This window comes from Acinetobacter chengduensis (genome assembly GCF_003664645.1).
Classification (GTDB): Bacteria; Pseudomonadota; Gammaproteobacteria; order Pseudomonadales; family Moraxellaceae; genus Acinetobacter; species Acinetobacter chengduensis.
Genome location: NZ_RCHC01000017.1, coordinates 25,342 through 37,975 on the forward strand (window position 1 = coordinate 25,342; position 12,634 = coordinate 37,975).

Annotated in this window: 12 protein-coding genes; 7 read left to right on the forward strand and 5 right to left on the reverse strand. The window is 40.9% G+C overall.

Annotated features, from left to right (window positions below):
- Position 1 precedes the first annotated feature (1 nt).
- Positions 2-1,207, reverse strand: coding sequence for an acetyl-CoA C-acetyltransferase (locus D9K81_RS13890; protein WP_120375962.1), 1,206 nt, complete (start codon positions 1,205-1,207; stop codon positions 2-4).
- A gap of 222 nt (positions 1,208-1,429) precedes the next feature.
- Between D9K81_RS13890 and D9K81_RS13895 the strand changes: the two genes are divergently transcribed.
- Positions 1,430-1,873 (forward strand): NUDIX hydrolase, encoded by a 444-nt coding sequence (locus D9K81_RS13895; RefSeq protein ID WP_120375963.1) that lies wholly within the window; start codon positions 1,430-1,432, stop codon positions 1,871-1,873.
- 120 nt (positions 1,874-1,993) lie between these two features.
- On the opposite strand, the gene D9K81_RS13900 is transcribed toward D9K81_RS13895, so the two are convergent.
- On the reverse strand, positions 1,994-3,004 hold the full coding sequence (locus tag D9K81_RS13900) for an AraC family transcriptional regulator (RefSeq protein ID WP_120375964.1): 1,011 nt from the start codon (positions 3,002-3,004) through the stop codon (positions 1,994-1,996).
- Between the two features lie 210 nt (positions 3,005-3,214).
- On the opposite strand from D9K81_RS13900, the gene D9K81_RS13905 reads away from it, so the two are divergent.
- From D9K81_RS13905 to ygiD, 4 genes are all read left to right on the forward strand, one after another.
- Positions 3,215-4,348 (forward strand): CaiB/BaiF CoA transferase family protein, encoded by a 1,134-nt coding sequence (locus D9K81_RS13905; RefSeq protein ID WP_120375965.1) that lies wholly within the window; start codon positions 3,215-3,217, stop codon positions 4,346-4,348.
- 291 nt (positions 4,349-4,639) lie between these two features.
- Positions 4,640-6,283, forward strand: a complete 1,644-nt coding sequence (locus D9K81_RS13910) for a nitrite/sulfite reductase (RefSeq protein WP_120375966.1) — start codon at positions 4,640-4,642, stop codon at positions 6,281-6,283.
- A complete protein-coding gene (locus tag D9K81_RS13915) occupies positions 6,276-6,761 on the forward strand; it encodes a DUF934 domain-containing protein (protein WP_120375967.1) in 486 nt (161 codons plus the stop codon). Before D9K81_RS13910 ends, D9K81_RS13915 begins: the two co-directional genes overlap by 8 nt.
- Positions 6,762-6,980: 219 nt before the next feature.
- Positions 6,981-7,835, forward strand: coding sequence for a 4,5-DOPA-extradiol-dioxygenase (gene ygiD / locus D9K81_RS13920; protein ID WP_120375968.1), 855 nt, complete (start codon positions 6,981-6,983; stop codon positions 7,833-7,835).
- A gap of 81 nt (positions 7,836-7,916) precedes the next feature.
- Here ygiD and D9K81_RS13925 read toward each other — a convergent pair whose 3' ends face one another.
- From D9K81_RS13925 to D9K81_RS13935, 3 genes are all read right to left on the reverse strand, one after another.
- On the reverse strand, positions 7,917-8,369 hold the full coding sequence (locus D9K81_RS13925; protein ID WP_121523450.1) for a VOC family protein: 453 nt from the start codon (positions 8,367-8,369) through the stop codon (positions 7,917-7,919).
- 291 nt (positions 8,370-8,660) lie between these two features.
- The gene (locus tag D9K81_RS13930; protein WP_120375807.1) at positions 8,661-9,836 is read right to left on the reverse strand and encodes a thiolase family protein; all 1,176 of its coding nucleotides are present in this window, start codon (positions 9,834-9,836) and stop codon (positions 8,661-8,663) included.
- Positions 9,837-9,944: 108 nt separating this feature from the next.
- On the reverse strand, positions 9,945-10,466 hold the full coding sequence (locus D9K81_RS13935; protein WP_120365738.1) for a GspH/FimT family pseudopilin: 522 nt from the start codon (positions 10,464-10,466) through the stop codon (positions 9,945-9,947).
- A 376-nt stretch (positions 10,467-10,842) separates the two neighbouring features.
- On the opposite strand from D9K81_RS13935, the gene omp38 reads away from it, so the two are divergent.
- Complete coding sequence (gene omp38, locus D9K81_RS13940; protein ID WP_120375808.1) at positions 10,843-11,859, forward strand: outer membrane protein Omp38; 1,017 nt, start codon at positions 10,843-10,845, stop codon at positions 11,857-11,859.
- 132 nt (positions 11,860-11,991) lie between these two features.
- The gene (locus D9K81_RS13945) at positions 11,992-12,522 is read left to right on the forward strand and encodes a cysteine peptidase family C39 domain-containing protein (RefSeq protein WP_120375809.1); all 531 of its coding nucleotides are present in this window, start codon (positions 11,992-11,994) and stop codon (positions 12,520-12,522) included.
- Positions 12,523-12,634: the final 112 nt, after the last annotated feature.

A 12,634-nucleotide genomic window follows, 5' to 3' on the forward strand; every position in this document is an offset into this window, starting at 1 on the left:
CTTATACCAACTCAATAATGGTAGCAATGCCCATACCGCCACCTACGCACAAAGTGGCTAAACCGCGTTTTTTACCTTGGCGCTCAAGCTCATCTAGTAATGTGCCTAAAATCATTGCACCCGTTGCACCTAAGGGATGGCCCATCGCAATTGCACCGCCGTTCACATTGACTTTGGCAGGGTCGACGTTAAGTTCATTTATAAAACGCATAACAACAGCTGCAAAGGCTTCATTCACTTCAAATAGGTCAATATCGTCAATGGTAAGGCCCGCTTTGGCTAAAGCTTTAAGTGCTGCAGGTGCAGGGCCAGTGAGCATAATCGTTGGGTCAGCGCCCACCAGTGCGGTTGCTAAAACTTTAGCGCGTGGTTTTAGACCTTGTTCTTCCACCGCTTTTTCTGACGCAAGTAATACGACTGCAGCACCATCGACAATGCCAGATGAATTACCTGCATGGTGTACGTGATTGACTGCACCTACTTCAGGATATTTTTGCAGTGCAATCGCATCAAAACCCATTTGTCCCATCATGGCGAAACTTGGGTTAAGTTTGCCTAAGCCTTCAGCTGTGGTGGTGGGTTTAATAAATTCATCTTGGACCAATATTGTCACGCCTGCTTTGTCTTTCACGGGTACAACAGACAGGTCAAAATAACCTTTCGCTTGTGCGTTGGCCGCTTTTTTCTGAGATGATGCTGCAAAGGCGTCGACATCGGCACGGGTATATCCATCAATGGTCGCAATCAAATCTGCACCAATACCTTGTGGAATAAAGTCACAGGCCATATTGGTTTCAGGGTCGAGCGCCCACGGCCCGCCGTCGCTACCCATCGGCACGCGTGACATAGATTCAACACCGCCCGCTACCACAAGGTCTTCCCAGCCAGAACGCACTTTTTGCGCGGCCATATTCACCGCCTCTAAACCTGATGCACAGAAACGATTAATTTGAACACCGGCTACATCATTGTCCCAGCCTGCGGCAATGGCTGCTGTTTTTGCAATATCTGCCCCTTGATCGCCAATTGGAGTCACACAGCCTAAAACGATGTCATCTACAGCTGCGGTATCAAATTGATGGCGATTTTGCAGTTCATTTAATAAACCTGTCAGTAGGCTGATGGGTTTGACTGCATGTAATGAACCGTCTTTTTTCCCCTTGCCACGCGGTGTGCGGATGGCATCAATGATGTAAGCCTCGCTCATATTTTGTCCCTTTTATTGAAGCGTTAATTTTTTATATGTTTTTGAGTGTACGCATAAATTGGACAAGCGCAATGACAAGAACGGATCAGGTCAGATGTGATTTTTTGCCAGTTTGATTTTTTAGCTTTAGCATAGAAAAGTGATATTTAAATGTTTGCCTGAAATAATTTTAGTATTGGTACTACCTGCATTAAGATGTGTTTCCTTCAATAGGAGCAACCCATGAGCCACATACGTGCAAAAGCAATTTGTCTATTTCGACACCAAGATCAGGTTCTTTTAGCTCAAGCCTTTGATCCCACAAAAAACGAGCATTATTTAATGCCTATAGGTGGTGGTATCGAGTTTGGAGAACGTGCTATTGATGCCATTCGAAGAGAAGTACAAGAAGAAATTCAGCAAGACATTAGCCAATTGCACTATTTAGATGTATTCGAAAATATTTTTACTTTTGATGGACAGGCAGGCCATGAAATAGTCTTTGTATATGTTGCAACATTTGTAGACCAGCGTGTGTATGCTCAGCCTATGGTGAAAGGTGTGGAGTCGAATGGCGAAGAATATCAAGCGGCTTGGTACACTCAGGAGCAGTTGGCGCAATTGAAATTACCAATTTATCCTTTTGGTATAGCATCTCTGTTGTTTAAACCTGAGTTTGAAGCATGATTACTATTATTTGAGTCTAACTTAGCTCAGTAAGATAAAAAGCCCAAGCATCGTGCTTGGGCTTAAAGAATCACACAGAATAATCAGACAGTGGATCAATCTAAAGATCTATATTTCAGCTTAGTGATAGCCGTGTAATTGACGATATAGACCCGGTGTTACACCTGTCCATTTTTTAAATGCACGGTGGAAAGTACTGGTTTCACTAAAGCCTACTTGCTGTGCCACATCTTCTAAAGTTAGAGATGGGTTAAGTAGCAAATGAATCGCGGCGTCACGGCGTAGTGCATCTTTTACGCCTTGATAGCTTTTGCCTTCCGCTGCTAAGCGACGGCGAAGCGTTTGCGGTGAAAGGTAAAGCATAGAAGCTACATCGTTGAGTGTAGGCATTTCTTCACCAATTTGGCTCTTTAATACTTCACGGATACGTGAAGTCAGAGAGTTGGTGTTTTTAAATTTGACCAATAGCTGTGCAGGGGCTGCTTTTAAGAACTCTTCTAAAGACTCTTCATTTTGACGGATTGGTAAATCCAAATAATCAGCAGCAAAAGTGATTTCTGTGCGTGGTGCATCAAACTGCATCACGGGGGCAAAGAACAGTGCATCGTACTCATCTGCATGATCTGGGCGACTGTAGCCGAAATGTACGCGTTCTAAAGGCAGGCGACGCTCAATTAGCCAAGAGGCTAAGCCATGCCAAATCATCAGCATACTTTCAGTAATAAAATGGTCTGGATCCATAGTTTTTGGAATCAGTGGTACCAGTCGCGCTTCATGCTTATCACGCTCTAGGGTCACAGACCATTCATCGCCGAATAATTTATAAAACTGAGAGGACAGCTCTAATGCATCACCTAAGGTTTTGGCGTGAATAATCAGCTGACACATAATGGCAAAAGTGCCTAAACGACGTGGTTGCATATCAAAACCGACGTGTTCGTCTTGGGTCACCATCCACAACATTTTAATAAAACGCGTGTATTGTTCTGGAGAAATACGCGCTTTAGGTTGGCGCAGTAGTTCGGCTTCAATTCCGACGTGAGACAATAAAGTTTCGACATCCATGCCTAAGCGTTTTACACCAGACAAAGCAGCATTGACGAAATGGATACTGATCGTATCGCGGCTCATGTTGATTCCTTCAGGCTCTTTAATGTTCACAAATTTTGACCTAACTGACACTTAAAAAAATAAATATGGCAATTTACAACAGCTAAAATACCATTTTTACATGGTAAATTGCCGAAACTATCAAGGTAAATGGCTGAACATGACATTGTTTTGTATCATTTATATTTCTATGATGCATAAAAAATCAACATAAATAGAGTAAAAACTCCAATGTCAGCACCCCTAAAAGGCTTGAAAGTTCTTGATTTTTCCACACTTCTACCCGGACCATTCGCTACTTTGTACTTGGCAGATCTGGGTGCAGAGGTTGTGCATATTGAATCACCCACACGTCCAGACTTAGTCCGTTTGATGCCACCTTATGCGCATGGGCAGGCTGTCGCACATAGTTATTTAAACAGAAACAAGCAATCTATTGCACTCGATTTAAAAGACCCAAACAGTATTGCATTGTTGCATCAAAAAATATTAGAAGTCGATATTGTGGTTGAACAATTCCGTCCAGGGGTGATGCAACGCTTAGGTTTAGATTACGCAACTTTGGCCCAATTGAATCCTAGATTGATTTATTGCTCCATCACAGGCTATGGGCAAACTGGGTTATATAAAGATAAAGCAGGCCATGATATTAATTATTTGGCCTTGTCGGGAATCGCAGGATACAGTGGTCGCCAGCACAGTGGGCCACCGCCATTGGGCATACAAGTCGCCGATGTTGCAGGCGGTTCTATGCATGCTGTTATGGGGATATTGGCGGCAGTGATTGAACGCTATCAAAGTGGTTTAGGGCAATATATAGATATCTCGATGACAGATTGCGCGGTGGCCCTCAATAATATGGCTGCTGCGAGTAGTTTGGCAGGTGGCGAGCATGCCGAAGCCGAACAGACACATTTGAATGGCGCAACATTTTATGACTATTACCAAACACAAGACGGACGCTATTTTGCAGTGGGTAGTTTAGAGCCTCAATTTATGCTTGCTTTGGGGCAGGCGTTAGAGTTACCCGTTCTTTTGCAGAAGGGGACATCATTTGATGTAGATGATCGGGAAGAAGTAAAACAAGCGTTATGTGACAAATTTGCATCAGAGCCATTTGCTGTATGGCAAACCTTGTTTCAGCAGTTAGATGTATGTGTAGAACCAGTGTTATCGCTACAAGAAGCTTTAAGTTCACCTTTGGCTGAGGCTCGAAGCTGGGTCGTGAATGTTCCCTTAAATACTGATAGCACAGAAACCGAGCCACAGCTGGCATGTCCAATCAAATTTTCACGTTCTCAGGCGAGTTATCAGTATATTGGTCAGGCTTTAGGTGTTGGTGATTGGTTCAAGTCTGAGCACTAACATTGATGTGCCTATATGGATAAATCTAGACCCGAGTGGATATAAAGTGGACTGAATTAAAGAAAAGCCTTCGAATTGGGCTTTTCTTTATGAAAAAAAATGCTAAAGAATAAATAAAATAATCAATAATGAAAAAAGTGAATACAAAAGCCCTGAAAGGGCCTATATCAATGATATTGAAATAGTCTTATCAATAAAACCGCTATTAAATATGTAAAAAACGCATTTTCTTGATAGATCAAATCTCGTTATTCTGTGCGTCGTTATAATAGAAACTACTAGCTGTACGCCATGTATTTATATACTGATTTTGATCAGCAACTGATTAATGAACGTGTTGCACAGTTCCGTGACCAAACGGAACGCTATTTAGCAGGTAAATTGACAGAAGACGAATATCGTCCGCTTCGTCTACAAAATGGTTTATATGTGCAACGCTATGCACCTATGCTCCGTGTTGCTGTGCCTTATGGTCTAATGAACTCGAAGCAACTACGCAAAATTGCGGAACTTGCAACTGAGTACGACCGTGGCTATGCACACGTTTCTACCCGTCAAAACTTCCAATTTAACTGGCCAGCACTTGAAAATGTGCCAGATATGTTAGAAGCGTTGGCATCAGTACAAATGCATGCAATTCAAACATCGGGTAACTGTATTCGTAACACGACCACAGACCAATATGCAGGTGTCGTGGCAGGTGAAATTGAAGATCCACGTGCGACGTGTGAATTGATTCGTCAATGGTCGACTTTCCACCCAGAATTTGCTTTCTTACCACGTAAGTTCAAAATTGCAGTATCTGCACTTGAAGAAATTGACCGTGCTGCAACTGCATTTCATGACATCGGTGTTTACATCGTACGTAATGAAGCTGGTGAGATGGGCTATAAAATTAAAGTGGGCGGTGGTTTAGGTCGCACCCCAATTATTGGTAGCTTTATTCGTGACTTCTTACCACGTGAAGATTTAATCGCGTACTTAGAAGCAGTACTTCGTGTTTATAACTTGCATGGTCGTCGTGATAACAAGTACAAAGCACGTATTAAAATTTTGGTAAAAGCATTAACGCCAGAAGTATTTGCAGAGAAAGTGGAAGCTGAATTTGCACATACCATCAAAACATTAAAAATTGATGCGGCTACTTTGGCAAAAATGGACGCAAACTTTACGCCATTTAATTACCAAGATTATGCAGATGAAGACTTCACTGCAAAATTCGCGGAATATCCAAAATTCAAACAATGGTTCAATATCAACACCAATGCACATAAAGTGAAAGGTTACCGTATCGTAACAATTTCACTCAAACGTGCAGGTATTGCACCTGGCGACGTGACCACTGAAGAAATGAACTTGATAGCAGATCTTGCAGACAAGTATACATTTGGTGAGTTACGTACCACACATGAACAAAACATTGCGCTTGTGGATGTTCCACAAAAAGACTTGTTTGAACTTTGGCAAGTGCTGGATGCAAAAGATTTAGCGCGTGCGCATATTGGTTTTATTACTGACATTATCTGCTGTCCAGGCGGTGACTTCTGTTCATTGGCAAATGCGAAATCAATTCCAATTTCTGAAGCGATTTCACGTCGTTTTGATGACTTAGATACGATTTATAACCTAGGCAAACTTGATCTGAACATTTCAGGTTGTATGAATGCGTGTGGTCACCACCATGTGGGCAATATTGGTATTTTAGGCGTAGATAAAAAGGGCGCAGAATTCTACCAAATCACCCTTGGCGGTAATGCGGATCATGATGCATCCATTGGTGACATCTTAGGACCATCGTTTGCAGCTGAAGTTGTACCAGATATTATTGAAGAAATTCTAAATACCTATCTTGATCTTCGTGCTGAAGGTGAAGACTTTATTGATACCTATCGCCGTGTTGGTATTCAACCATTTAAGGAGCGTGCTTATGCTTAATACCGCACTACAAGTGCTCTCTAAAGATGGCACAATTGCAGATAACAGCTATCAAATCATTGCAGAAGATGGCGTATTACCACAAGGTGATGTGCTGTTAACCGTTGAGCAATTAGATCAGCTTGCAAATATCACGGGCAAAAAAGCTTTATTCTTAACGGTCGATGCATCTCCTGAAAGCAATGAATTTCCGTTAGATCAACTCGATGCGATTTTTATTGATTTTGCAGGCTTTAATGACGGTCGTGGTTATTCATTTGCTGCATTGTTGCGTCGCCAAGGCTACCAAGGTGAACTTCGTGCAACAGGTGATGTCTTCAAAGATGTTTTGAATTATATGAAACGTGCAGGCTTTGACACTTTTGTGGTCAAAGAAGGCAAAGACATTCAAGAAGCGGCTGCTGGCTTAGGTGATTTTACCAATCCTTATCAAGCTTCAACGGCTGTACCGCAAGCGCATTATCAAACCGGTGCTTAAGCATTTAAGCTAAAAAGCTGGACTTTGGTCCAGCTTTTTTTATGCACATGGAATGCTCTTAAGATGGGTAACTAAGCTAAAAATGAATTTTAAGTCGTTCTGTTGGTGATTAATTTGGGCTTATCGTTCTATTTTTGCAATGTTGTATTGACGTAAACAGACTATCGAGAAATGCATCAACTTTGCATAATAAAAATATCCATCACATAGGTGAATATCATGCACATGCAAACAGGCGATTTATCTCTTCTTAAAAACTGGAATGCAACACTTCCAGACACTGTACCTATGCCTGTGCTATTTTTAGGGCATGGTTCACCTATGAATGCCATTCAAGACAATGAATTCACTCGTGAATGGAATAGAGTTGGAGCAACGCTAGAGACAGCACCAACGGCTATTTTGTGTATTTCAGCCCATTGGCTCACTCAAGGTGGAACTGCGGTTACAGCCATGCAGATGCCACGAACCATTCATGACTTTGGTGGCTTTCCACAAGCTTTGTTTGATATGCAATATCCAGCATCAGGCAATCGTGCTTTGGTCGATGCAACGGTTGATGCAATTCAAAGCATTGATATTCATCATGATCATGAGTGGGGCTTAGACCACGGGACTTGGGCTGTGTTATGCCATGTGTTTCCAGAAGCGAATATTCCTGTGGTGCAATTGAGTATCGACTATAGCGAAGGTGCTCAATATCATTATGATCTGGCAAAACAGCTGGCAGGTTTGCGCCGTAAAGGTGTGCTTATTGTGGCTAGTGGTAATTTAGTACATAACTTGGGTCGTGTTGCATTTGATAAAATGAACCATGAATATGGTTTTGATTGGGCCTTAGAAGCTGATCAAAAAATGCAGAATTTTTTGTTAGAACGCAATCACCAAGCACTGATTGATTGGGATAAACAAGGCACTGCTTTTAAACTCGCCATTCCAACACCTGATCATTATTATCCAATGATTTATGCACTGGCTTTACAAGAAGAGCGAGACCAGTTGAGCTTATTTAATGCCAAAGCGGTGGGTGGTTCACTCACCATGACCTCGTTTAGATTGGATCAATCTGCATAAAGTGACATGGTCACTATGCAAAAAAGCGACCTTTGATTGGGTCGCTTTTTTGTATCGAAGGAGCTGAGATGTTTACATCAATTACGCAGTTTCTAATTGGCAATTGATCATCCATTGAATGCCAAATTGATCGGTGAGTGCACCATATAAAGCCCCCCAGAATGTTGGACTCAAAGCCATTTCAACTGTGCCATTGACGGCAAGTGCATCAAACAGTCGTTTTGCCTCATCATGTTCACTGGCATCCAGATTAATCGAAATATAATGATTGGTGCCGATGGTAAATGCTTTATTGGTTTGAGCACAAAATTGTTCGCTAATATCTGAGGCCATTAAAACGGTATATTCATTAATAGGTAGAGAAATGTGCATAATTTTTTGACGGTCTGCCTCAGATAAAGGGGATTGACCTTCTTGTGTGGGCGCATCGCTATAACGCATAACAAATAAAAACTCGCCACCAAAGACAGACTTATAAAAATTAAATGCCGCTTCAGTATTACCTTTAAAGTTTAAATAATGATTGAGTTGCATGTGAGCACCGCGTTTTTTGTTGTTGTGGTAACTTAAGATTAAGCTGAAATTCTTAAGCCAATGTGATTGCTGTGTTCAAAATTGTAATTGCTAGCATGCAAGCTTTATTAAAATGACGATAAGAAATTTTGATTTGAAGTTAGTATTAAAAAAATCCCCCATGACGGAGGATTTTATACAGAATTTTTATGAGTGAAGATTTATATAGGACTTAAAGTCTTGCTTTAAAAAGGAATGGAATAGATGTTGTACATCTGCCTAAATTCCTTAAGAAAGGAGAGCTTTAAATTCTTAAAGTACTTCAATCGCGATAGCAGTTGCTTCGCCACCACCAATACACAGTGCAGCAATACCACGCTTACCGCCAGTACGCTTAAGGGCATGAATCAACGTTAAAATAATACGTGAACCTGTAGAGCCCACAGGATGGCCTAGGGCACACGCACCGCCATTGATATTGACTTTTTCAGCATCCAGCTTGAACTCATCCATTGGGCACATGGTCACCATGGCAAAGGCTTCATTAATTTCCCAAAGGTCAACGTCTTGAGCATCCCAACCGGTAGCATTTAACACTTTTTGAATTGCACCCACAGGAGCAATGGTAAATTCTGAAGGATGCTGTGAATTAGACGCATACGCGACAATTTTAGCCAAAGGATTTAAGCCTTTTGCTGTCGCTTGATCCGCCGAAGTTAACACTAAAGCTGAAGCACCATCAGAGATTGAACTCGCATTGGCCGCTGTAATTGTGCCATCTTTAGCAAAAGCAGGGCGCAATGTTGGGATTTTATCAATATTGGCATTAAAGGGTTGTTCGTCTTTATCAATGACCACATCACCTTTACGTGTAGATACTGTCACTGGCACGATTTCATCTGCAAAATAGCCTTCAGTAATTGCTGTTTGTGCACGTTTTAAAGAGCGAATGGCAAAATCGTCCATTTGTTCACGTGTATAGCCTTTAGCATTTGCCATGTCTTGTGCAAATGAACCCATTAAACGACCAGTTTCTGCATCTTCAAGACCATCAAGAAACATGTGGTCTTTAATTTCGCCATGACCCATACGGAAGCCACCACGTGCTTTAGGCAATACATAAGGTGCATTGGTCATAGATTCCATACCACCAGCAACCACAAACTGAGCAGAACCTGCTTTAATCATGTCTGCTGCTTGCATAACCGCTTTCATACCAGAGCCACACAATTTATTAATAGTGACTGCTCCAGTTGAATCTGGTAAACCTGCAAGGCGCATGGCTTGGCGTGCAGGACCTTGTTTTAAGCCAGCAGGAAGTACACAGCCCATAATGACTTCTTCGATATCTGTTGCTTGCAGACCTGAACGCGCAATAGCTTCCTTAATTGAAGCTGCTCCTAATGTTGGGGCTGTTACACTTGCTAAGCTTCCTTGAAAGCCACCCATTGCAGTACGCGCACCATTAACAATTACGATATCAGTCATTGTGATTTCTCCGAATCTGTTTTATTAAAATAGTTAAAACCACAGCAGTATATAAAAAAAAGCCGTGGAGAAAATGACCTTTGTGCCATAACTTTAGACCCACCAGTTCTAACAAATGTTGATATTTTCTAAACGCACATGGCCCATTTTACTCATGATGATTTTTTGATGAGGAAGTTCGGTGAGTGAACAATGAAAAAAACTGCCGTTGGAACCGAGCGGAATACCTGTTGTTGCTTGAAATGTGAGGCTTGGAATGCTGAGTGTGCCATGCCAATCTAGTGTGCTGTATTTCAGGTCGAGTTTTTCCTGATGAAGAATGCTTTCAGTGCTATCAATTTGTCGATTTTTATTTTGATCAACAAAAACTACAAAGCCAGAGCTCCATTTGCTGGGCTGACATTGAGTGAAATTTTCACTCGGACAGATCACAATATTGGAATTTTGAATGGAGGCAAGATTTTTAGCTTGACGTGTAAAAGTTTGTATTTTCTTGGCTGTAACTTGCATTTCTTGCGTAGCTTGATGGCGATGAAACGCAGGTAAGGCATAGCTTGAAATGATACAAATAATTGCCACGCACACGATAAGTTCCAACAGTGTGAAACCATTTTTTACTATAAAAAACATTGGATTGAACCTTGTATTTAGTATTTATTTTTATTAATTCATGTTATTAATAATGTGCTTTGACACATTTTGGGGTTGAGCATAAATTTTTATTACTCAAGTTTTAATAAAACTGCTAAAATATTTAGCAAGTGAAAAATAAGCGATTCACAAGAATAAATTGAGTAAAAAATTACCGAATTACAACGGAAATTGTAAGTAATTTTGTCAATAATTTACTTGATTAAATTAATCAAGCACTTGGAAAACTATTGAAGTGTTTGTATGATTCGGCGTGAATAGCTTAAAAAATAAAACTGGGGTATTAGAAAGCCTATCTCAGGATGCCGGTATTTTTAGGCTTGAACAACAATTGTTATCTCTGGAGGATAAATCCATGAAAATGAGTCGTATTGCTTTAGCAATGCTCGTAGCTGCTCCTTTAGCGGCTGCAAACGCAGGCGTAACTGTTACTCCATTAATGCTTGGTTACACATTCCAAGACACTCAGCACAACAATGGTAAAGACCATTTGACTTCTGGTCCTGAACTTCAAGACGATTTGTTCGTTGGTGCAGCGCTTGGTGTTGAATTGACTCCATGGTTAGGTTTCGAAGCTGAATACAACCAAGTTAAAGGCGACGTAGAAGGCGCTGGCGTTCCAGCTGGTGCTGAATACAAACAAACTCAAATCAATGGTAACTTCTATGCTACTTCTGATTTGATCACTAAAAACTATGACAGCAAAGTTAAGCCATACGTATTGTTAGGTGCTGGTCACTACAAATACACTGGTGACAACCTAGCTAAAGACGAAGGTACTTTAGGTAACGCGGGTGTTGGTGCTTTCTGGCGCTTAAATGACGTTTTATCTCTTCGTACAGAAGCTCGTGCTACTTACAACATCGACGAAGATTTCTGGAACTACACAGCTTTAGCTGGTCTTAACGTAGTTCTTGGTGGTCACTTGAAACCAGCTGCTCCTGTAGTTGAAGTTGCTCCTGTAGCTCCTGTAGCTCCAGTTCAACCAGCTCCACAAGAGTTGACTGAAGACCTTAACATGGAACTTCGTGTGTTCTTTGATACAAACAAATCAAACATCAAAGATCAATACAAACCAGAAATCGCTAAAGTAGCTGAAAAACTTTCTGAGTATCCAAACGCTACTGCTCGTATCGAAGGTCACACAGACAACACTGGTCCACGTGCACTTAACGAACGTTTATCTTTAGCTCGTGCTAACTCTGTTAAAACAGCACTTGTTAACGAATACAACGTAGATGCAGCTCGTTTATCTACTCAAGGTTTTGCTTGGGATCAACCGATCGCTGACAACAAAACTAAAGAAGGCCGTGCTATGAACCGTCGTGTATTCGCGACTATTTCTGGTAGCCGTACTGTTGTAGCTCAATAAGATTCAATAATTCTTTATTGAATTGAGTTAAAAAAGCAGCCGAAAGGCTGCTTTTTTTATTGGGCTACGTTTAAATGAATTTGTTAACATAGCTCGAGTTAAAAAGCTGTTGTCTATGGACTGTGAGTAAATATGGGATTGAAGATACCTGAGGCGTTGTTAAAGCTAAAATCAAATAGTGGTGTCTATGCGGTATGGATGGTGTTACAACACTATGGAATACAGGCAGATATTCAACGCTTGGTGAAACTCACGGGTTATGATGGCGAGGGAGCTTATAGCATTGGTTTGGCATTGGCATTGCAAAAACTAGGCTGTAAAACCAGTTTTCACACAGCACCAGATCCAGATAAGCAACCTAAAGAAATCGAATATTATCAAGAAGCCAAGCAACTTAATATTCCAATTCAATCTGCTTTAACGTATGAGCAAATTAAAGAGAAGCTTGATCAGGGCTACTTTGTGATTGTGTACTACGATACTGTGGAAGATATGGGACACCATTCTTTGGTGTATTCGATCAACAGCCGTGAAATTTGTTTCTTTGATAATTTTACAACTTTATCTGCGCGAACATTTGAAAAAAGACGTAAAGTAGAAGGTATTTGCCGTCAGGCGATTGTGATTGATGGCTCAAAATTAGCCGATATAAAATTGAATTAATTTTTTTTAAGTGAAATGCAAAATTTAGAAATACGCTTAATTACTTCTTGTCATTAATTGGATGAGTATAAATTTTAATACTTTGATTAAATTGAAATTTTAAATAAATGGC